General features: G+C 71.2%; 19 protein-coding genes. 4 read left to right on the forward strand and 15 right to left on the reverse strand.

Annotated features, from left to right (window positions below):
• Positions 1-452 precede the first annotated feature (452 nt).
• Together AB0I32_RS03170 and AB0I32_RS03175 are read left to right on the forward strand one after the other, a co-directional pair.
• Entirely contained in the window at positions 453-1,436 is a 984-nt protein-coding gene (locus AB0I32_RS03170) for a TerC/Alx family metal homeostasis membrane protein (RefSeq protein WP_357503135.1), read from the forward strand.
• Positions 1,437-1,553: 117 nt separating this feature from the next.
• The gene (locus tag AB0I32_RS03175) at positions 1,554-2,039 is read left to right on the forward strand and encodes a hypothetical protein (RefSeq protein WP_357502790.1); all 486 of its coding nucleotides are present in this window, start codon (positions 1,554-1,556) and stop codon (positions 2,037-2,039) included.
• Between the two features lie 21 nt (positions 2,040-2,060).
• Here AB0I32_RS03175 and AB0I32_RS03180 read toward each other — a convergent pair whose 3' ends face one another.
• A complete protein-coding gene (locus AB0I32_RS03180) occupies positions 2,061-4,067 on the reverse strand; it encodes an MDR family MFS transporter (RefSeq protein ID WP_357502792.1) in 2,007 nt (668 codons plus the stop codon).
• A gap of 215 nt (positions 4,068-4,282) precedes the next feature.
• Between AB0I32_RS03180 and AB0I32_RS03185 the strand changes: the two genes are divergently transcribed.
• Positions 4,283-6,097: a calcineurin-like phosphoesterase family protein gene (locus AB0I32_RS03185; RefSeq protein ID WP_357502794.1), complete on the forward strand. Its 1,815-nt coding sequence runs from the start codon at positions 4,283-4,285 to the stop codon at positions 6,095-6,097.
• 83 nt (positions 6,098-6,180) lie between these two features.
• Here AB0I32_RS03185 and AB0I32_RS03190 read toward each other — a convergent pair whose 3' ends face one another.
• Positions 6,181-6,375, reverse strand: coding sequence for a CsbD family protein (locus AB0I32_RS03190; RefSeq protein ID WP_357502796.1), 195 nt, complete (start codon positions 6,373-6,375; stop codon positions 6,181-6,183).
• Positions 6,375-7,292, reverse strand: coding sequence for an endonuclease/exonuclease/phosphatase family protein (locus tag AB0I32_RS03195; protein ID WP_357502798.1), 918 nt, complete (start codon positions 7,290-7,292; stop codon positions 6,375-6,377). Before AB0I32_RS03195 ends, AB0I32_RS03190 begins: the two co-directional genes overlap by 1 nt.
• Before the next feature lie 78 nt (positions 7,293-7,370).
• Between AB0I32_RS03195 and AB0I32_RS03200 the strand changes: the two genes are divergently transcribed.
• Positions 7,371-7,955, forward strand: a complete 585-nt coding sequence (locus AB0I32_RS03200; protein ID WP_357502800.1) for an iron transporter — start codon at positions 7,371-7,373, stop codon at positions 7,953-7,955.
• Here AB0I32_RS03200 and AB0I32_RS03205 read toward each other — a convergent pair.
• The 12 genes from AB0I32_RS03205 to AB0I32_RS03260 form a co-directional block, all read right to left on the reverse strand.
• Positions 7,952-11,806 carry a S8 family serine peptidase gene (locus AB0I32_RS03205; RefSeq protein ID WP_357502802.1) on the reverse strand — a complete coding sequence of 1,285 codons (3,855 nt, stop codon included), beginning with the start codon at positions 11,804-11,806 and terminating at the stop codon, positions 7,952-7,954. The genes AB0I32_RS03200 and AB0I32_RS03205 overlap by 4 nt on opposite strands.
• Before the next feature lie 87 nt (positions 11,807-11,893).
• The gene (locus AB0I32_RS03210; protein ID WP_357502804.1) at positions 11,894-12,577 is read right to left on the reverse strand and encodes a PAS and ANTAR domain-containing protein; all 684 of its coding nucleotides are present in this window, start codon (positions 12,575-12,577) and stop codon (positions 11,894-11,896) included.
• Positions 12,578-12,761: 184 nt separating this feature from the next.
• Entirely contained in the window at positions 12,762-13,667 is a 906-nt protein-coding gene (locus AB0I32_RS03215; RefSeq protein WP_357502806.1) for an arginase family protein, read from the reverse strand.
• Between the two features lie 21 nt (positions 13,668-13,688).
• Positions 13,689-14,075: a VOC family protein gene (locus AB0I32_RS03220; RefSeq protein ID WP_357502808.1), complete on the reverse strand. Its 387-nt coding sequence runs from the start codon at positions 14,073-14,075 to the stop codon at positions 13,689-13,691.
• A 205-nt stretch (positions 14,076-14,280) separates the two neighbouring features.
• Positions 14,281-15,105, reverse strand: a complete 825-nt coding sequence (locus tag AB0I32_RS03225) for an alpha/beta hydrolase (RefSeq protein ID WP_357502810.1) — start codon at positions 15,103-15,105, stop codon at positions 14,281-14,283.
• A 141-nt stretch (positions 15,106-15,246) separates the two neighbouring features.
• Positions 15,247-16,113: an amidohydrolase family protein gene (locus AB0I32_RS03230; protein ID WP_357503137.1), complete on the reverse strand. Its 867-nt coding sequence runs from the start codon at positions 16,111-16,113 to the stop codon at positions 15,247-15,249.
• A complete protein-coding gene (locus tag AB0I32_RS03235; protein ID WP_357502812.1) occupies positions 16,113-16,565 on the reverse strand; it encodes a VOC family protein in 453 nt (150 codons plus the stop codon). Before AB0I32_RS03235 ends, AB0I32_RS03230 begins: the two co-directional genes overlap by 1 nt.
• Entirely contained in the window at positions 16,562-17,635 is a 1,074-nt protein-coding gene (locus AB0I32_RS03240) for a Gfo/Idh/MocA family oxidoreductase (RefSeq protein WP_357502814.1), read from the reverse strand. The genes AB0I32_RS03235 and AB0I32_RS03240 overlap by 4 nt, the downstream gene beginning before the upstream one ends.
• A gap of 52 nt (positions 17,636-17,687) precedes the next feature.
• The gene (locus AB0I32_RS03245) at positions 17,688-18,452 is read right to left on the reverse strand and encodes an SDR family oxidoreductase (RefSeq protein ID WP_357502816.1); all 765 of its coding nucleotides are present in this window, start codon (positions 18,450-18,452) and stop codon (positions 17,688-17,690) included.
• A complete protein-coding gene (locus tag AB0I32_RS03250) occupies positions 18,449-19,237 on the reverse strand; it encodes a carbohydrate ABC transporter permease (protein ID WP_357502818.1) in 789 nt (262 codons plus the stop codon). The genes AB0I32_RS03245 and AB0I32_RS03250 overlap by 4 nt, the downstream gene beginning before the upstream one ends.
• 2 nt (positions 19,238-19,239) lie before the next feature.
• Entirely contained in the window at positions 19,240-20,187 is a 948-nt protein-coding gene (locus AB0I32_RS03255) for a sugar ABC transporter permease (RefSeq protein WP_357502820.1), read from the reverse strand.
• 84 nt (positions 20,188-20,271) lie between these two features.
• Positions 20,272-21,654 carry an ABC transporter substrate-binding protein gene (locus AB0I32_RS03260; protein ID WP_357502822.1) on the reverse strand — a complete coding sequence of 461 codons (1,383 nt, stop codon included), beginning with the start codon at positions 21,652-21,654 and terminating at the stop codon, positions 20,272-20,274.
• Positions 21,655-21,803 lie beyond the last annotated feature (149 nt).

The raw sequence follows: 21,803 nt of genomic DNA on the forward strand, positions 1-21,803 counted from the left end.
CGAGGACTGCGCCTGGGCAGTACCGGTCATGCCGGTCGATGCGGTCAGCGTTGACGGCATCCACCAGCGAGCAGTGCCCCTACCTGCGGCGCGATCAGGACCGCGGCTCATCGGGAGCCGCCTGCGTGGAGCGAATCGGTGGAACGAATCGTGTGAGCGCTAACATCATTGTCGCGGGGAGTGCTCTCACGCAGCGGTAGATTGTCGATAACGTTATCGAAGTCCCACCTGGCACACAAGACATATCTCACCCAGAAATGTGTCGTAAGATGCGCACTGCGAGGGGAGTACTTCCCTAACATCGTCCGGTCATTACGGCGCACCATGCGACCTCGGGCGGCGACCTTGCTCGGCAAGGTGAAGGAGACCTCGGAGCCGTCTATTACGGAGACTCCTTGCTCGCCATCACAGGTACTGCTTCTGCTGCCCTGACCTCTGTCGCCACTCCCACCATGTGGGCGGTGACCATCCTCGCCGTCCTGGCCCTGATCGCCGTGGACTTCCTCATCACCAGACGCCCGCACGAGGTGTCCATGCGTGAGGCCCTCGGCTGGAGCGCGTTCTACATCGCCCTCCCCCTCGCCTTCGGCGGCTGGATCTGGGCCACGTTCGGCTCGGACATCGGCGTCCAGTACCTCACGGGGTACCTCGTCGAGAAGTCGCTGTCGGTCGACAACCTGTTCGTGTTCATGCTCCTGCTCACCGCCTTCGCCGTGCCGGCCGCGCTGCAGCAGCGCGTGCTCCTGCTCGGCATCGTCGGGGCCCTCGTGCTCCGCGGCGTGTTCATCGCGCTCGGGGCCGCGGTCCTGGCCAACCTCAGCTGGGCGTTCCTGCTCTTCGGCGGGATCCTCCTCGCGACGGCGGTCAAGATCCTCGTCGACCAGATCCGCGGCAGCTCGCACCACGTCGAGGTCTCCGAGCTGCGTTCGGTCCGGCTGATCCGTCGCTTCATGCCCGTCACCGACGACTACCGCGGCTCCAGCCTCTCGGTCCGCGAGGGCGGCCGGCGCATGCTCACCCCGCTGGCGGTGGTGGTGGTCGCGGTCTTCGCCGCCGACGTCGTCTTCGCGGTGGACTCGGTCCCCGCCGTCTACGGCATCACGAGCGACCCTTACCTCGTCTTCGCGACGAACGCCTTCGCCCTGCTCGGCCTGCGCGCCCTGTACTTCGTGCTCCAGGGCGCCCTGAGCAAGCTCGTCCACCTCGGGTACGGGCTCGCGACGATCCTCGCGTTCATCGGCGTCAAGCTCGTCCTGCACTGGGCCCACGGCATCTGGGCGGGCGTCCCGGAGATCCCCACGCTCGCCTCGCTCGGCGTCATCATCGGTGTCCTCGCCGTGGTCACCGCCACCAGCCTGTACGCGACGCGCGGCTCCGGCGACAAGGACCCGGAGGCATCCGAGCCCGTCGCCCTCTCCGAGACGGAATCGCGATGAGCCAGCGGGCCGCCCGGTAGCCCGGGCGGCCCGTAGTGCGTTCTCGGCCCCCCGAATCGTCACAAATCCGCTTTGATGGGTGGACACCACCGATTCGACGCCAAGGAGACCTACCCGATGAGCCAGGTAGCCCAGGTCGGCACCGTCTACCAGACCAGCCAAGAGCTTCTCGCGGCCGACCTGCCGCACCTCAGCGTCGCGCTCGACGCCAGCGGGTACGCGGTCCAGCGCGACGTGGACGGGAACTGGTACAGCGTCTCCTCCGTCGGGCCGACGGACCTCGCGGAGATCTACACCCTGATCCATCTCCCCGCGCGGCCGCTCCCTACGACCTACGGGTCTGTGGTCATCACCGACAACGGCACACCCTTCATGCGCCGCTGGGACGCCGCGACCGACGAACGGTTCGGCACCGAGCACTGGATAGGGCCCGACGGCGCCACGGTGACCGGCGAGCACCTGCGCCGCCTCGGCATCGCACGAGCATGGGACGCGGGCACGGGCGCTGGTGCGCACACGGGCTCGGCGTCGAGCAACGGCGTCTCGAACGGCGCGGGCACCCGCACCCGCTCCCGCGCGACCCACCACTCCCCCACCCGCTGACAGGACGCCAGGCGGAGCCCGTCAGGTTGTCCTCGGGTGGTCCGCCATGAGGTCGTGCGTCAGCTGCTCCACGAGCTGCGCGACCTCCGGCTCGTCGCCGTCGGGCCACTCGGCGACGTAGCGCCGCAACCGTTCCCGCTCCGCCTCGCGGATGGTCTCGGCGACGGCGTCCGCTGCGGGCAGGGCCCGGACCGTGTCGCCGTCGACCTCGACGAGCCCGCGGGCGGCGAGCGCGCCCGCGACGTCCCGCACGACCTGCTCGGAGGTCGCCGCCCGCTCGGCCATGAGCCGCACGGACCGCGTGCGTTTGAGGGAGACGCGCGTGACCATCCACGCCTCCGCCGGGGACAGGCCGACCTCCTGCGCCGTCATCTCGTAGACCCGCAACGGGTCGCGTCTGCCCACGCGGCGCCACAGGATCATGCGCAGCTCCTCGAGCGAGGTGCGGGACGACGGGAGCGCGAACGACGCACCCGCGGCATGCCCCGCCGTGGCGCCGTCGCCGCCCCGGGTCGCGGTGCGCAGCTCGACCTCGGGCAGCAGCCAGGTCAGGACGAACGCCAGCGCCGCCACGGGGACGGCCCCGAGGAAGACCACGTGCAGGGCCTCGGAGTAGGCGTCGAGGAACCACGCCTGCACCTCGGGCGCGCACCGCGCGAGCGTCTGGGCGGACGCCGCGAGCGCCTCCGGCTCGCAGGCGCCCTGAGCGCTGTCGGGGACGTCGTCGGTCAGCTCTGCGGTGAGGCGGCCCGAGAAGACGGTGCCGAAGACCGCCACGCCGATCGACGCGCCGATGGTGCGGAAGTAGGTGGTGCCGGACGTCGCGGTGCCGAGGTCGCGGTAGCCGACGTCGTTCTGCACGGCGATGACGAGCACCTGGGTGACCATGCCGAGGCCGGCGCCGAACACGAACATGCTCAGTCCGGCCTGGAGGGTTGTGGTGTCCTGACCCATGAGGGAGAGCAGGTAGAGGCCGACGGCGGTGATCGCGGTGCCGAGGATCGGGTAGATCTTGTAGCGCCCGGTGCGGGTGATGAGCTGTCCTGAGCCGATGGACGTGATGAGCAGGCCGAGCATCATCGGCGTCATCTCGAGCCCTGACTCGGTGGGCGTCGAGCCCTTGACGGTCTGCAGGTACAGCGGCAGGTAGGTGATGGCACCGAACATCGCGAAGCCGACCGCGAAACCGATGACCGCCGCGACGGAGAAGACCCTGCTGCGGAACAGGTGCAGCGGCAGCACGGGTTCGGGGGCACGCCGCTCGACCGCGATGAACGCGACGAGGGAGCCGACCGCGAGCGCCGCCATGGCGTACACGGGGGCGGAGCTCCACCCCCAGGTGGTGCCACCAAGGCTGGTGACGAGCACTATCGCCGTCGAGAGGGTGGCCAGCAGGATGATGCCCGCGTAGTCGATGCGTGGCCTGGCGCCCGCGGCGATGCGCGGCAGGACGGACGCGACGACGACCAGCGCGAGGGCCCCGACGGGGATGTTGATGTAGAAGACCCAGCGCCAGTCGAGGTTGTCGACGAAGAACCCGCCGAGCAGCGGTCCGGCGACCGACGAGACGCCGAAGACGGCGCCGAACAGGCCCTGGTACCTGCCGCGTTCCCGCGGCGGGACGACGTCGCCGATGATCGCCTGGGACAGCACCATGAGCCCGCCGCCGCCGGCGCCCTGGACCGCGCGCCACGCGATGAGCTGGCCCATCGTCTGGGACGTGCCGGCCAGGACGGAGCCGGCGAGGAAGATGACGATGCAGGCGATGAAGAGGGTCTTGCGCCCGAAGAGGTCGCCGAGCTTGCCCCAGAGGACGGTGGTCGCGGTGCTTGCCAGCATGTAGGCGGTGACGACCCACGACAGGTGCTCCGCGCCGCCGAGGTCGGAGACGATGGTGGGCAGCGCGGTGGCGACGATGGTCTGGTCGAGGGCGGCGAGCAGCATCGCGAGCATGAGCCCGCCGAAGATCGCCCAGACCCTGGTCCGGGGCAGCGCCTGCGGTCCGGCCTCCACGCTCGGTGTGGTCATGCGGTGTCTCCCAGCGTCCGGCGGACGGCGAGGTCCGCGCCCGCCACACACACTGGCACGGCACGTTCGGGTCGGCGCGGGGAGCGCGCTTTCACTGGCCGTCGGGTGAGATTTGCCGTGCCGTGAGGAGGAGGAAAGCCCGGGTTAACGACCGGGCGGCAGCGTGATGGCCGACCGGCCGGAGGGCCGGCTCGCGATCACGACAGGAGAATTCTGTGAAATCGACTGCCAACCGATCGACCACACGCCGGCTCCGGGTGCTCGGCCTGACCGGCGGAGGCCTCGCGCTCGCGCTCACCGGCGCGCTGCTGCCGCCCGCCGTCGCCACGCCCGGCACTGCCCCGGCCGACGGCGGGTGGGCCACCACTGCCTACCGCGGCGCCGTCGACGTCGTCCCCGGACCGGACGCGGACCAGGAGACCATCGACGGTGTGGTCTTCGTCGACCGCGACAGGGACTCCGAGCAGGACCGCCACGAGCGGGGCCTGCGGGGCGTCACGGTCACGAACGGCCGGGACGTCACGACGACGGACCGCCACGGCCGCTACGAGCTCCCGGCGTTCGACAACATGACGGTCTCCGTCACCCAGCCGCGCGGGTACCAGGTGCCTGTCGACGACGACAACGTCGCCCAGTTCTACTACCACCACCTGCCCGAGGGCTCCCCCGAGCTGCGCTACGGCGGCATCGAGCCGACCGGGCCGCTCCCCGACGCGGTCAACTTCCCGCTCGCGACGAGCAGGCTCACCGGCTCCGCGAAGCAGCACTGCCTGATCGGAGGCGACATCCAGCCGTACGACCAGGACGAGGTGGAGTACGCGCGCAAGGGCGCGTTCACGGACCTCGCGGCGCGGACCGACTACACCGGCTGCGGCGCGCTCTTCATCGGCGACGTCGTGGGCGACGACCTGTCCCTGTACCCGCAGATCCGCGAGCTCACGGGCATGCTCAACGGCCCGGCGCGGTTCCTGCCGGGCAACCACGACCTCGACTTCGACGCCGAGAGCAGCGAGCACACATTCGACACCTACCGGGCCCACCTCGGCCCGGAGTACTACTCCTACGACGTGGGTCGGGCACACGTCGTCGCGCTGAACACCGTCGAGTACCGCTCGGGAACCACGTACACGGGCTCGCTCGACGAGCGCCAGCTCGAATGGCTGCGCAACGACCTCGCGCGGGTGCCGCAGGACCGGCTGATCGTCATCGCCGCCCACATCCCGCTCCTCGACTATGCCGACCAGGACAGCACCCGGCACCAGGTCGCACAGGTCAAGGAGGTCTACGAGCTGCTCGAGGGCCGCGAGGCGATAGCTCTCGGCGGCCACACGCACAGCCTCGAGAGCCTGCGCGCCGGCGACAGCCTGCAGGGCTGGTCGGACGTCATGGGCGTCGACGAGCTGCCGTTCACGCATATCATCGCGGGCGCGATCTCCGGTGACTGGTACTCGGGCGTACTGCTGCCCGAGGGCTACCCGGCGGCGCTGCAGCGCGACGGCGGCCAGCCCGGCGTCCTGACGCTCGACATCACCGGCACCCGGGTCAAGGAACGCTTCACGGTCCGCGGCGAGGACGACGACCACCAGATGGCGCTCGGCGTGAACACGCCTCGCTACCGCGAGTGGTTCGCCGCCCACCGGGCCGACGCCGGCTCCGCGCCGGAGTTCACCGACCCGCTCGTCGTGTCGCGCGCCGACCTGGCGAACACCACCTGGCTGACCACGAACTTCTGGATGGGCAGCACGGGCTCGACGGTCACGGCCACGCTGGATGGCGGCGAGCGCCTCGACGCGGTGCGCACGCAGCCGATGCGGGGCGAGGCGCCGCGCATCGGCGCCGAGTGGTCCGACCCGGTGGCGGTGCAGCAGCAGCTGGTGCACGGCGGCAGCATCGCCGAGCGCTCGATGCACCTGTGGCGCCTGGAGCTGCCTGCCGACCTCGCGACCGGTACGCACATCGCGGAGGTCACAGCCACGGACGTCCACGGCCGGGAGTTCACGGAGACGCTGACGTTCGAGGTCACCGACTGACCCGAGCTCGGCGGCGCAGACAGATCGGGGCGAGGCCGCGGGTCGCGGCCTCGCCCCGTGGAACCACTACCTGTCGAAGGCGGTTATCTGTCGAGTGCGTCCTTGGCGTCCTTCGCGGCGTCCTTCATGTTCTCCCCCGCGTCCTTCAGGTCGGCCTTGGCCTGGTCCGCCCGGCCCTCGGCAACGAGCTCCTCGTTGTCCGTGGCGTCCCCGACGGCTTCCTTCGCCTTGCCCGTGGCCTTCTCTGCTGCGTTCTGGACCTTGTCTCCGGCGCTCATCAGCTCACCCTTCTCTCGGTACCCCCAGGTTCACCCGGACCCGTCCCACTCGCACGCGGTTCGGGATCAAGCCGTTCGGGACAGGGCGCGAGATCGGTCATCAGACCCGCGTGGTCGCTGGCCCAGACGCCGTCCACCGCCTCGACGCCCACCCGGTCGCACGCGACGACGTCGACCGGCGGCATACCCGTCGAACCGCAGCGGACCAGCAGGTGGTCGATCCGCCGGTACGGCCACCCCGGCATCGTGGCGCTGACGATTCCGTTGGCCGGGTCGAGGGTCCAGCCCGGTTCGCCGGGATGCGCCACCTCCCAGGCGTCGCGGTAGCACACGCTCCATCCGTCCAGGGACTGCTTCCCGGTGAGGAACCGCAGGCTCGCCGCGTCCGGGTCGGCGTCCAGGTCACCGCCGAGGACGACGAGGCGGTCGTCGTCGCCCACCAGCTCCTCCACGGCTCGCGCCACCATGACCGCCTGTCGTTCCCGGTCCGCCTCGCGCGGCGCGGCCGCCTCCGGGAAGTGGTTGACCACCAGCGTGCGGCCGAAGGGTTCCGGCGCGTCGATGCTGACCAGCAGCGCGGCCCATCGGAACTCGTAGACCGGCGGCCCGTCGGCCATCAGGTCGAGCTCGCGGTGGTCCAGGACCGGCCACCGGCTCGCGACCGAGATGCCGCTGCGCTCCTCGTCGGACCGAGCCTGCGAGTGCACGACCTCGTATCCGTCGCCGACGAGATCGGCGGTCTGGTCGTACTCGTCGGTGACGATCTCCTCGGAGAACAGCACGACGTCGGGGGCGGAGCTGCTGACGATCTGCCGCAGCAGGAGCCGCCGCGCGTCCCAGCCGGCCCGTCTGCCGAGGACGTTGTGGTTGTAGAGCCGCAGGATCGGTCGGCCGTCGGCCGCTCGGTGCGCCGTCATCCCGCCACGATAACTTCCCAGGTGCGAGGCCACGCCTCACGGTGGAGCATCGGAGGAACCGTCGTAGAGGAGGCCCGGATGACCACCGCACACGCCACCCCGCCCATGGATCCCGGTTCGTCGGAAGCCGACGAGCGCCAGCTGCGGCTCGCCGTCGAGCAGGGTGATGCCTACCGCAAGGCCCTCGACCACATGGCGCAGGACGTCGCCAAGGACGGCGGCACCCAGCAGGTCGGCGACTACCTGATCGGTTACGCCATCGAGGACGCCGAGGGCATGTACCACCTCCAGGACGGTGAGCTGGTGTGGCACAACCCCGGCGACTCCAACGCGCACGTGGAGGTCGTGGTGTGCGACGCGGCCGACGGGCGCTTCGTCCCCGGCCTCAGCGTGACCGCGACCCTCGTGACGCCCAGCGGGCAGGAGCTCGGGCCGTACCCGCACGAACTGGTCTGGCACCCGATGCTCTACCACTACGCGCGCAACTGGGACCTCCCGGAGGACGGCGGGTACACGCTGCGTGTGCACGTGGACCCGCCGACCTTCATGCGGCACGACGAGATCAACGGACGGCGTTTCACCGAACCCGTCGACGCCGAGTTCACCGGGGTGCGCATCGAGCGGGGCGCCGAGCCCGTCGACCCGCCGGAGGCCGACGGCTAGCTCGCACCGCCGACGGCGTACGCCCGGATCACCGTCTCCCTGACCGTCGAGCCCGCCGCGTCCCGTGCCTCGGCCCGCAACGAGACGTACTCGGTGCCGCGCGGCATCCGCACGGCCGCGGTGAACTCGTCCGAGCCACCGTCCGTGACCACTACCGGCTTCCAGGTCTTCCCGTCGTCGGCAGACGCCCAGAGCTTCATCTCCTCCACCGCCGACGGCGTGGAGCCGGCCTGCTGGGCGGCCGACAGGCGGAGCACCTCGCGGAGGTCACCGCGGTTGCGGTCGTCGAGGGACAGCCCGTAGTCGATCTGCAGCAGCGGCAGCACCACGCGGTCGTCCGCGAGGCCCGAGGTGAACCGCCACTCGGTCGCCACGCGGGTGGACAGCTGCCACCAGGGCGTGGACCGTGCGACGTCGGCCCGCAGGCGGTACCGCTTCGGCTCCGGCGGCAGGTCGAAGACGTAACCGGAGGTGTGGTCGTTCTCGAACACCAGCTTGTCGTCCTGCCACAGCCGGAACCGCACGTTGGCCTCCTCCTCCCACGTCAGGGCGAACGGCACCGAGTGCCCTGCGTCGTCGACCCAGAACGGCAGCTCGAACGCGAACGAGTCCCAGTCGCGGACGGCGGACGCCATGCCGGTTTCCCCGTACCCGGCCACGCCCGGTGGCGTGAACCCGCCGTGGTGCACCTGGGCGAGCCAGACCTCACTCGCCGTGTCCCCCGGCTCGAACTCGCGGATCTCGGACGCGAACCCGCTCGCCAGCAGCGCGTCGCTGTGCCGCGGCATCACCTCGTGGTACCAGCGGACGCCCTCGGCGGCGGTCACGTACTCGGTCCGATCCAGCGGCGCGACGAGCCTGTTCATGAGGCCGTAGATCGCCTGCCGCCCGGCCCGCTCGATGACGGGCGTGACCTGGACCTGTCCCTCGGCGCCCAGCGCGCGATAGTCCATGTCGAGCGTCGCGAGGTTGCGCGGCCCGGCGCGCAGGGTGAGGTCCTCGTCGGGTACCTGCCCCTCCCGCTCGACCACCGTGTCGTAGGTGTAGGCCGCCTGGTCGCGCCCGACGACGCGCAGCTTCACCGGTCGGCTGCCCAGCTCGCCGCGGAGGCGCTCGCCGGTGTCCCGGTCGGTGGCGAGCACCGGGATGCCCACGCCGTCGGCTACGCCTGGAACTGTGCCGAGCCCGTCGCTGCGGACCAGCAGGCCCGCCGCGCCCGAGGCCTCGGCGGCTGCGGCCTGCGCCGCGACGTCGCCCTGACTCACGAGCGCGAACCGGCCCCGTGCGCCCGCGGCGGCCAGCTCCGCGGCGGACCCGTCGCCCGCGTCGATCAGGCCCACCCGCTTCGTGCCGGTCACCGGCGAGGACCCGGGTACGGTGGTGGCGGGCACGTCGCCCGTGCCGCCGTCGGCGGTGAGCTGGAGCACCGGCTGACGCTGCTGGGTGGCGGACACGAACTCGAACTCGATCCCCTCGCCCACCTGCTCGGTCGGCAGCACGTAGAAGTCGGGCGCGGCGACGTCGTCGGCGTACCCGCCGTACTGGGCGCTGACCGTGCTGTTGTACTCGCCGTCCACGAGCCGGTAGAAGAGGAGCTTCTTGCCGGCGTCGTCGGTCGCACGGTGGGTGGTGACGTCCAGGGGCCGGGCGTCCCGCGCGTCCAGCTCGATGGTCGTGCTGCCGTCCACCTGCACCAGCGGGTCCGACATCGCCGTGACGGCGGTGGGCCAGGACGAGCCCTGGTCGCGCGCCTCGAAGAACCCGGCGAGGTAGTACGAGCCGGGTTCGACCCGCACGGTGGCCACGCCGTCCGTGAACTGCGGCTCGATCCACATCGGGTCCCAGGGGTCCGCCGCGTTCTGCAGCACCAGGTGGTCGTCCGACGTCGCCGGCGAGCCGTCGACGTCGGTGGCCCGGATCGTCAGGTCGTACTTCTCGCTCTCGTTGACGAACCCGACGGCCGTGCGCACCTGTACACCGCCCGGGGCCTGCGCCACCAGCCCGCCGCCGTACGCGCCGGGTGGCGCGGCAGCCGGGTCCAGGGTGAGGTCGACGCTCGCGGTGCCGCCGGCCGGGACCGACAGGCTCGACGCCGACGCCGTGACCGTGCCGTCCGGGGCGGGCTCGCCCGCCTCGTCCCGCACCGCGAGCGCCAGGTCGAGCGCCACCGCGGCCTTCCCGGGGTTGCGGTAGGTGACAGTGCGGGTCAAAGGGTCTGCCTCGTCCTGCGGGTAGCTCTGGATGCCGAACGAGAGGGACGGCGGGTCGGAGGTGACGCTCTGCTGCAGCGCGCGCGCGATCCAGACCCGGCCCGTGCCCTCCTGCCAGACCGAGTTCGGCTGCGTGTGCTGTGTGGACGCCATGAGCACGTCCTTGAGCTCCTGGCCGGTGAGGTCGGGGCGGGCCGACTGGAGGACGGCGGCGGCGCCCGCGGCGTGGGGCGCCGCCATCGAGGTGCCGCTGGCCGCGACGTGCAGGTCGTCGACCGGCTCGTCGAGCGTGGTGCCCTCGGCGCGCGCCGCCACGATGCCGACGCCGGGTGCCGCGATGTCGGGCTTGAGGGCGCCGTCGACCCGGGGGCCGACGCTGGAGAAGCCGGCGACCCGGTCGTCGTCGTCCACCGCGGCGACCGTGAGGGCGCGCGAGGCGGTGCCGAACGTGGGGATCGTGCCGTGCTCCGGTCCCTCGTTGCCCGCGGCGGCGACGGCGAGCAGGCCGTACCGCTCGCTCAGGGCGTCCACGGCGAGCGACGCCGGGTCGGTGCCGTCCGTGTAGTTGCCGCGCTGGCCCAGCGAGAGGTTGAGGATGTCGGCGCCCTGCCCGGCCGCCCACTCCATGCCGTCGATCACCCAGGACGTGTCCCCGCCGTCGGGCGTGAGCACCTTGGCGTCCAGGACGCGCGCGCCGTACGCCACGCCGCGGTTCACGCCGTCCGACGCCTCGCCCGAGCCGGCGATGATCGAGGCCACGTGCGTGCCGTGCCCGACGTCGTCAGTGGTGCTGTCCGGGTCCTCGCCCGAGCCGGTGAAGTCCCGCGCGGCCGCGACCACGCCGTCGTCCAGGTCGGGGTGGGCGTCGTCGACGCCGGAGTCCACGACGCCCACCGACACGCCCTCGCCGGTGTGCCCGGCTGCCCAGGCCTGCGGGGCGCCGATCTGCGGCGTCGAGTCGGCGTCCTGGGGCTCGACCCGGCGGTCCAGCCACACCTTGGCGATCCCGCTGCCGGACGGCGCGTCCTTGGCCGCGGGACCTGTCCCGTGGGCGCCCAGCGCGCGGAGCAGCGCCCAGGACGACGCCGGCTCACCGGCTTCCGCCGTCGTCTCCAGGTCGCCGGCCACCGCGCCGATGGACTCCAGCGTGCGCTCCGTGTCGACGCCGAGCGCCGCCCAGTCGGGCCGCGCCGCGCGGGCGTCGCCGCGGCCGCGGGTCTGGATGATGACCGGGAGGTTGTCCGTGCGCCCGTCGGCCACGAGCCGCTTGACGTCGAACAGGTCGCGGTCGAGCTTGTCCGGGACGAGCGAGAGGACGTCGGTCGGGATGACCAGGTGCCGCTCCTCGCCGGCCACCTCGTGGAACGCGACCGGCGCGCCGTCGGGGCGCTCGGCGGGCAGGATCCGGACGAGGTCCTCGCCGTCCCGCTCGGTGACGGCTACCTGGTCACCGGTGACCAGGGTGACGACCGTGGTGGTGGACCGCTCCGGCGGCTTCGTGCGATCCGGCGCCGCGTCGTCGCCGGGCGCGAGCGCCGCGGCGGACGTCGCCACGAGGGCAGCGGCCGACGCGGCGGCGACGACGATCTTGCTGATGGTCCGGCGGGCGGGCCTGGCCGTCCGGCGTGCACGAGCCTTCATCACTGAACCCCGATCTGCGGTGAGAGACGCCTCTACCTGCTGTGACGCGCCTCGAGCCGGATCAGTTGGGTATCGGTGGGGGTGAGATCAGTCGTCCAGCTGGGGCTGGGGATCGGCCAGGAACTTCTCGATCGCCTCGCGGGTCGGGACGTCCGTGACCTCCGCCCCGAAGAACAGGTTCACGAGCGTGGTCGCGATGTCCCGCACCGCGATGTTGGACCGGTTGGACGCCTCCCGCAGCAGCTCGAACGCCGCCGTCTCCTCGATGGCATAGACCACCATGAGCACACCCTTGGCCTGCTCGATCACGGCCCGCCGCTCGTCCGAGGCCTTGATCGAGGCGGTCGCGTCCCGCGCCGCCGCCGCACGGTGGGAGTCGGTGACGTCGATGAAGTAGCCGAACAGCTCGGTCACCCGGCCCGTCGCGGGGTCCCGCTTGCCCTGGCCGGTGACCGCCAGTGTCCGGGTCTTGCCCTTGGCGTCGAGGATGCGGTGCACCGAGCTGAACGTCTGCCCGGTCTCGGCCGCACGCCGCAGGACGCCGTCCACCCGTCCGCGGTCGTCGGGGTGCTTGTGCGACAGCATCAGCGGCGTCGTCGGCACGATCTCGCCCGGCTCGAAGCCGTGCATCCGGTACACCTCGTCGGACCACGCCCACTCGCCGGTCGCGAGGTCGAGGCGGTAGCGACCCACTGGCGGCCGGTCACCACCGTCCAGCGCCTGCTCGATCTTGCCGAGCGCGACGTCGCCGGGAATCTGTGCAGAGCTCACGGGGCACCTTCCAGGGACGAACCACCGAACCGATGCTTCGAACGATAGCGCTACTCGGACGCGTGGGCTCCCGGCCCGTCCACAGGTCTTCTGCGGTGGCCATGGCGGCTGTCCTTCCGGTCCTCGGGGGTGCGCCGCACCTGCCGATGGGACGGAGCCGCCACGCCGATCCCGACGTCAGAGCTCACCGGTGCGCCCGGATCGTCTCGCGGACCAGCTCGACGGTCGCTGCGGCGTCGGAGCCGTCGGGGTCCTGGTCCGGGTCGTAGATCGCCACGCTCAGGCCCGCGCAGCCGCCCCCACCGATCGCCTCGGTGGTCACGGCGGTGAGCTGGGCGAGGTCCAGGCCGTCGGGCTCGTCCGGATAGTCGGGCAGTCCCTGGGCACCGAACACCTCGGGGTCGAGGACGTCCAGGTCGACGTGCAGCCACCACCGGTCCGTGTTCGCTCGAAGGTAGGCAGTGGCGGCACGCGCGGCCGCGACCGGGTCGTGACGCATCTGGTCCAGGGGGCGGGACCAGACACCGAGCCCGGACACCGAGCCGACGTTGAACCGGCGCCGCCGCTGGTCGTCGCGCTGACCGAGCATGGTGAGCCCGCTGACCTCCAGGGCGGGCAGCCGCTCGGCGAGAGGTCCGGTGAGCAACCGCCCGGTCACACCGAGGAGCAGCCCGATCTCGCAGTTCGCGGCCTCGCCGTCCTCGACGACGTCCAGGGGCGTCGTGTCCTCGTGGCCGTCGAGGAACAGCAGGCCGGGCCGCTCGACCGCATCACGCAGCGCGGTGACCACGCCCAGCAACAGTGCACAGTCCCCGCCGACGACCACGGGGAAGACCCCGTCGGAGACAGCGGCGACGACACGCTCGTTCAGCTGCTCGACCATCGCCAGCAGCGCGGGCTCGTTGAGGAGCCCTGTCTGCGGGCCACGCCCCGTCTCGAACGTCGGCAGGTTCAGCGCGTCGCCGTCCTGGACCGTGTGCGGCGCCAGTGCGTCGACCAGCCCGGCGTCGCGCAGTGCCGAGGCGGCTCGCGCCTGGTGCCCGTCCCGGCCGAAGCCGTCGAAGGGCACGTCGATCAGCTCGATCTTCATCGGACCCCCCGACCCGGTAGCTCAGTCCTCGATGAGCGCTATGACATTGCCCGCCGGGTCCGCGATCCAGCCGATCGTGGGGCCCTGGGACGGGTCGGTGCTCCGGGCGATCCCGCGTTCGTCCTGGCTGAAGTCGGGGTAGCGGATCAGGCTCACCCCTGCCGCCTCCAGCTCCGTCACCGCCTCGTCGATGTTCGGCACCACCAGGTTGAGCACCGTGTACGACGCCGGCGCGTGGGCCTCCCCCTTGGCGTAGACGAACACGGACGACCCCTCGGTGAGGTCGAGTTCGAGCGCGCCCATGGCGTTGTCCCGCACGGGCAGGCCGAGGGTGTCGCGGTAGAAGCGGCGGGCGGCATCGAGATCGTCGACCGAAAAGCCGCTGAAGCTGCGGAGCGTGGTGACCATGGTGGGTTCCTTTCGTCGGACCAGTCCTATGGCGGACGACGGTGCGAGGCGGAAGTCATCGGTCGTCATGGATCGCGCCGGGCCGACAGCGACGCGTCCGTCCGGTCCGGCGGTGTCGGTCACGGGTGCTCTGCCAGGCCGCCCTGACAGTCGAAGAGCGTTGCCCGCTCGTCTCGTTGCCGCCCTGCGGCGGGACCGCGAAGGGTCAGGACCTGATGAAGTCCAGCAGGTCCGCATTGATGACGTCGGCGTGCGTGGTAGGCATGCCGTGCGGGAAGCCCGGGTAGGTCTTCAGCGTGCCGTTCTGCAGCAGCTCGGCGGACAACGGCGCAGAGTCCGCGTACGGCACGATCTGGTCGTCGTCGCCGTGCATGACCAGCACCGGAACCGTGATCTCGCGCAGGTCCTCGGTGAAGTCGGTCTCTGAGAACGCCTTGATCCCGTCGTAGTGCGCCTTGGCACCACCCGTCATGCCCTGCCGCCACCAGTTGCGCACCAGCGGCTCACGCATCTCCACGCCCGGTCGGTTGAACCCGTAGAACGGGCCAGAGGCCAGCGCCGTGTAGAACTCCGAACGGTTCGCCGCGAGCTGCGCCCGCAGGTCGTCGAACACGCTGAGCGGCAGGCCGCCCGGGTTCGCCTCGGTCTGCAGCATGAGCGGGGGCACGGCCGACAGGATCGCGGCCTTGGCCACCCGCTCCTCGCCGTGCCGCGCGATGTAGTGGATCACCTCACCACCACCGGTGGAGTGTCCGATGTGCACGGCGTCACGAAGGTCGAGGTGCGCCGTGACCGCGGCCAGGTCGTCCGCGTAGTGGTCCATGTCGTGACCGTCACCGACCTGGGTCGACCGGCCGTGGCCACGCCGGTCGTGGGCGATCACGCGGTAGCCCTGCTGCACGAAGAACAGCATCTGGGTGTCCCAGTCGTCCCCGGACAGCGGCCAGCCGTGGCTGAACACGATCGGCTGCCCGCTCCCCCAGTCCTTGTAGAAGATCTCGATACCGTCGTCCGTGACTACCGTGGGCATGCTTCCGTCTCCGTCCGCTGTACGAGGAGCCGCTTCGACGAGGGGCTCCGCCGGGCCCGCACGGCCCGCCTGCCTTCCAGCATCCGCCGCCGTGGCGGGGACCGCAGGCCGGGATGGTCAGTTCACCCGGTCGCGTGCTGGCTAGATCCCGAAGACGCGTTCCGCCGTGCCCGCCATGACCGCATGCCGCTCGCCGGCAGTCAGGTCCGCGGTCGCGTACCGGAACGCCTCGACCACATCGGTATAGCTGGAGTACAGCCGCTCCACCGGCCAGTTCGACCCGAAGAAGACCCGGTCGGTGCCGAACGCCTCGATCGGTGCCAGCACCCACGGGCGCCGGGACACCGGCGTCCAGCCCGGCTCGGCCATGCCGAGCGACGAGACCTTGCAGGACGTGTTGGGCTCCGCCGCGAGTGCCCGCAGCATGGTCCGCCACGCCTCGAACGTCTCCGGGCGGCGGTCCGGCGGCATGCCGGCCTGGTCGAGCACGAAGCCCGTCTCGGGGTGGGCGCGCACGAGGTCGAGCGCTGCCGAGGAGTCCTCAAGACCGACGGTGTGGAAGAACATGCCGCCCACCCGGCCGAGCTCGGCGTACCCGCGCCGGAACGCGGGATCCGCGAACCGGGCAGCCGGCCCCATCTCCCGCACGCCCCGGAAGACGCGGTGGGCGCGGTGCCGGTCGAGCTGCGCGGCGGCGTCGGGCGCCGCGAGGTCGCAGGTGACGACGGCGGCGTCGGGCCAGCCGGTCTCGTCGGCGAGCCGCTGGAGCCAGGCCGTCTCGGTGACCGGGTCGCGGGCACCGAAGGCCGCGTTCATGTGCACCACCTTGGTGAGCCCGGCGAGCCGCCCCTCCGCCCGCAGCTCGGGTACGGAGAAGCGAGCGGTGCGGACGGCGACGAGGTCCCCGAAGGGGAAGTCGTCGCCGTCCAGCCACCCGTACCCGAGGTCCTGCTCGCGCCGGTCCCACAGGTGCACGTGGGTGTCGACGAACGGGGTGCCTGCGACCATCACGCGTGCGGCTTGATGTTGAGGTTGACCCCCAGTGCGGCCTCGGTGTCCAGGACCGTCCAGGAGCCGCCCGGGTAGTAGGCCTCGACGCGTGTGGCGAAGCCGGCCGTCTCCAGGCCTGCGACGACGGCGTCGCGGGCGTCACCGACCGCGAACCCGAGGTGGTGGACGCCCTCGCCGTGCGCCGTGAGGAACTCGCGGAAGGTCGACGGGTTGGCGTCGGGCTCGTTGAGCTCGATGACCACCTGGCTGCCGGGGACCGTGATGACGGCGAGCCGCAGCCGGTAGCCGGCGGGCTGCCCGCGGTACGTCTCGTCGGGGTTGGGCTCCAGCGTGACGACCTCGGGCCGCTCGATGTCGAACAGGGCGCACCACCGGTCGAGCGAGGCCTCGATGTCCTCGACCGCAAGCGCCACCTGGATCAGCCCGCCGACGGGCACGGGGGCGCTCATGCCCACGGCTCGTCCGCGACGACGACGTCCCGGTGGGTGCGCGCCGACTCCTCGATGGCGAGGCCGAGGGCGTGGTCCTGGCAGGCCGAAGCGAGCGAGTAGGGCCCCTCGGCCTCCCCGCGGGCCCACGCGCCGACGGCGACCAGGTTGTCGGCGACCGCAAGGTCGTCCTCGGACAGCCGGGTACCCACCCAGGCGTTGCGCCACACGACCTTGCCGTTGAAGGAGGCGTGGACCACGTCGTTGCCCTCGAGGTTCATGTCGACGCCCGTGCGGCGGTACTCGATGCGGGAGGTGACCGGGTCGTGGCCGTCCCAGGAGGTCACGGTGTCGTCGACCAGCTCGCCGAGCGTGCCGCGCACCACGACGCGCCGCGCCAGGAGCGGGTTCCACCACTGCATGTTCATGAAGTCGTAGACGCCGACCCGGCCGTCGCCGAAGTCGAGCGTCGCGTAGGTCGACGTCTGCACCTCGGGCTGCGGGTCGGTGTTCCACCCGTCGAAGCCGAGGGGCAGCGCCATCCGGGTCTCGAAGCTGCGCCCGGACACGACCGCGCGGTCGGTGCCGACGTCGAGGTACGCGCGGATGAGCGACGTCGCGTGGTAGAGGTGCGTCGAGGCGACCTCGACCGCCTGCGGCGTGCCGATGACGCCGTCGGCGATCACCGCCAGGCGGGCGGCGTGGCCCGGCATGAGGACGTACTGCTCGGCCACCTGGACCAGTGCCTCGTCCTTGATGGTGGTCCACAGGTCGCGCAGGCCGGCCAGGTCCGGCGCGGGCGGGGTCTCGGCGAGCACGCGGACGCCGCGGGCGGTCAGCTCCTTGAGGATGCCGGGCATGGCGGGCCACGACACGTCGGCGACCACGAAGTCGGGCTCGTGGGCGAGGAGCTCGTCGAGCGAGGTGACGCCCGGAACGCCGTGCCGGGCCTGGATCGCGTCGGCCTTGGCCTGGTCACGTGCCAGCACGGCGACCGCCTCGAGCCGGGCGGGGTCGGCGGCGGCGACACGCAGGTGGAACTGCGCGCGCCACCCCGTGCCGATGACGGCGAAACGTGCGGGGTTGCTCATGGGTGCTGTCCTCTCGGTCATACGTCAGTACTTACTTTCGGGTCGGACGGAGTCAGACCTGGCTCATGCCGCCGTCGACGGTGAGCTCGATCCCGGCGACGTAGCTGGACTCGTCGCTCGCGAGGAAGCACACGGCGGCGGCGACCTCCTCGGGGAGCCCGACGCGGCCCAGCGGGATCTGCGCGACGACGGCCGCCTCGACGTCGGCCGAGCCGCCGGTGAACGCGTCGAACCCGGCGGTACGGGTGGGGCCGGGGCTCACCGCGTTCGCGCGGATCCCCCGGTGGCCGAGCTCGGCCGTGAGGGTGCGCGCCAGGGAGCGCACCGCGGCCTTGCTCGCGTTGTAGACGGCGTGGCCGGGACCGCCGTTGGTGCCGGCGATCGACGACGTGAGCACGATCGACGCGCCGTCCGCCAGGTGCGTGGCCAGCGCCTGCACCGTCAGGACGGTGCCGCGGAACGTCAGCCCGGCGACGGCGTCGAACTTCTCGGGCGTCAGCGAGCTCACCGGCGTCGCCTCGACGTCGCGGCCCGCGTTGACGTGCAGCACGTCGATCTTGCGGCCCAGCCGGGCGACGGCGTCCGCCAGCCGGGCGAGGTCCGCGACGTCCGACGCGTCGCCGACGACACCGACCGCCCGCGGCCCGAGCCGCGCGACAGCGGCGTCGACCGAGGCGGCCGAACGCGACGTGACGACGACCGTCGCACCCTCGGCGACGAACCGGGTGGCGACCGCCAGGCCGATGCCCGCGGTCCCCGCCGTGACCACGGCGAGCCTTCCTTCGAGCATGCCCACAGGGCTCTCCTGGGTGATCACTTGAGCGCTCCCGCCGCGAGGCCGCGCTCGAAGTACTTCTGCAGCGCGAGGTAGGCGACGAGCATGGGGACGGCGGCGATGACGGCCGCGGCGAGCACCCCGGTCTGGTCGTTCGTGTACTGGCTGACGAAGTACGACGGGAGCAGGGTCAGGACCTGCCGGCCCGGGTCGTTGAGCATGAGCATCGGCAGCAGGTACGCGTTCCACGCCGCGATGAGCGTGAGCACCACGATGGCGGCCGCGATGGGCCGGGTGAGCGGCAGGACCACACGCCAGAAGACCTGCCAGATGTTGGCGCCGTCGACGCGGGCGGCGTCCATGATCTCCGACGGGATGCCGTCGTAGAAGTTGCGGGCCAGCAGCGTCGTGAACGGGATCTGCAGCGCCGCGACGGGCAGGATGACCGCGACGAGCTGGTTGTACATGTCGAAGGTCGAGGCCGTGACGAACAGCGGGGTGAGCAGCACCGCCTCGGGCATGGTCAGCGCGAGCAGCAGCGCCCAGAACCAGAGCTCCTTGCCCGCGATGCGCAGCTTGGAGAACCCGAACGCCGCGAGCATCGTGCAGGCGTACACGATCAGGATCGCGAACACCGAGATCAGCACCGAGTTGAGCAGGTAGGTGGGCAGCACCCCGGTCTGCCACACCTTGACGTAGTTGCCGAGGCCCCGGCCGCCGAGCGAACCCTGGACCATCGCCACCAGCGGCAGCAGGAAGGGCAGCGCCATCAGCGTGACGACGAGCTGGATGACGATCTTCGAGCCGAGCGAGCGTGTCACCAGCATGATCAGGCCTTTCCCTCGTGGCGGTTGCGCAGCGACATGAAGACGCCGCAGGCGAGCGCGAGCACCAGGAGCGCGACGGAGATCGCGGCGGCGTAGCCGAACCGCTTCTCGGACAGCATCGTGTGGTAGATGTACGTGCCCAGGAACTCGGTCGCGTAGTTGGGGCCGCCCTTGGTGATGAGGTACGGCCAGTCGAACGTCTTGAGCGCCCCGATCAGACCGAGGGTCGCGAGGGCCACGGTGGTGCCCTTGCACATGGGCCACACGACCGACCACAGGGTGCGCAGGTTCCCGGAGCCGTCCATGCGGGCCGCCTCGAGGATCTCGGTGTCGATCTGGCTCATGGCGGCGTAGAAGAGGATGAAGGTCAGGCCGGTCCACTGCCAGATCGTGGCGAGCATGACCACGCCCATCGCGGTCGTGCCGCCGGCCAGCCACGTCTGCGCGAGGCCGTCGAGCCCCACCGCCCGCAGGAGGGTGTTGAGCTGGCCGTCCGCGTCGAAGATCTGGCGGAAGACGGGCGCCATGGTGGCGGGGGCCAGGACGGTCGGCACGAAGACGACGACCTTGTACACCCCGCGCAGGTAGACCTGGGAGTGCATGAGCGCCGCGAACGTGAAGCCGAGCGCGGTCTGCACGGTGAAGGTGACGACATAGAAGACGGCGGTGTGCGTCAGCGCCTTCCAGAAGACGGGGTCGCCGAACATCTCGGCGAAGTTCGCCAGGCCTAGGAACGTGGGCTCGGTGAGGATGAAGCCGTTCCAGTCGAGGGTGGAGACGTAACCGGTGTAGCCGATCGAGAAGTAGATCAGGCCGACCACGACGACGATCGCGGGCAGGATCCACGGCAGGCCGTTCGCCGCCGGTCTCAGCCCCCGGCGGCGCGGCGCCACCGCGCGCGCACCTCCGGTGGGTGTCACGGCGTCAGGCAGCGTTGCGCTGATGCTCATTGCTTGTCCTTCGGGTCTTGGGTGGCTCGTGCCTGATGAAGGGGTGGACCGGCCGCAAGGGGTCGGCCGGCCCACCCCGGTCCGTCACTCCGCGGCGGCGACGCCCTGGAGGGTCTTGAGGGCGTCCGGGATCGACATGTCCCCTCCGGCGACGCCGACGAGCGCGTCACGGAAGGCGGTGTTGAGCTCGGCGCTGACGGTGGCGAAGCGCGGCTGCGTCGAGGCAGCCGCCGCTTCGGTGTACGCGGACAGGACGTCGGCCTGCGCCTGCGGGTCCACGAGGTCGATCTGGTCCCAGTCGGGCGTGATGCCCGCCAGGGCGGGGATGTTGTTCAGCGTGTCCGCGACCGACTGCTGGCCGGCCTGCGACGTCGCGAGCCAGGTGACGAACGTGGTCGCCGCCGCCTGGTTGTCCGAGCGGCCGGAGACGGCGAGGCCGTAGTCCGCGTCGCCGAACATGTTGCCCACATTGCCGGTGCCGGCAAGGTCGGGGAAGTCGACGGGGACGAGGGTGATCGGCTCCGGGTCCGACACGCCCGCCGCCTCCATGGCCGTGACCATCGAGTCCTTGACGGCGTACTGCGTGTACCAGGAGCCCATCATGATCATGGCGTACTTGCCCTGCATGAACTCGTTGTTCGCGTCGGGGTACTGCTGCAGGCCGACGGCGCCCTCCTGCATGATCCCCTCGTCGAACAGCGACTTCCAGGTCTCCATCGCCTGCGTGAACTTCTGGCCGGAGTCGCCCTCGGTGAACGACGCCTCCCCCACCGTCGCCTTCTGGTAGAGCCCTGGCTCGATGTTCTCGACGATGGCCTCGAAGGTGTCCATGTCGAAGGCCCACTGGCCGGCGCCCTGGACGAAGCAGCCCTCGCCCGCTGCCTCGAGCGTGTCGCACACCTGCTTCCAGGAGGCGAGGTCCGTCGGGGGCTCGAGGTCGTACTTCTCGAAGATGCCCTGGTTGATCCAGAGGTTCCCGGAGTAGACGGCGCCTGCGGAGAGCCCGACCAGCTTGTCGTCGACGGTGAGGCCGCTGACGCCCAGCTCGGAGACCTTGCTGGACCAGTCCGGCCCGAGCGCCTCCTCGACCGCGGGGGTCAGGTCGATCGCGCCCGGCCCGAAGGTGTCGACGCCGCCGTTCGCGGAGCCCGGAGCGACGTTGAACACGTCCGGCCCGTCGGACGACGTGATGGCCGGCGAGAGCACCGAGTCGTAGCTGTCGATCGGCTTGGAGACGAACTCGACCTCGATGTCGGGGTACTCCTCGTTGAACGCCGCGATGAGCTTCTCGGCGTTGATGGCGTCCGGGGTCCAGCCCCACCAGGTGATGCTGCCCGCGGTCGCGTCCCCGGTCGTCGCGCCGCCCTGGCTGCCCGGCGTGCACGCCGCCAGGAGCAGGCTCGCCGTGGCCACCGCTGCGACGGCCCCGACCCTGCGGGCCGACAACGTCTTCTTCGACGTCTGCATCTCTGCGTCCTTTCCTCGTCCTCGGGACCGTTGCGGCACCTCCGAGGTGCGAAAGTTTCTTTAAGGCTTTCGCTTTCCGGTACGATAGGGTGCGGTCACGACGACGTCAACACCCGTCGTCAGCACGGTTCGGCGACGAGGAGGGGCGC

Source organism: Promicromonospora sp. NPDC050249, from assembly GCF_040656015.1.
GTDB lineage: Bacteria > Actinomycetota > Actinomycetes > Actinomycetales > Cellulomonadaceae > Promicromonospora.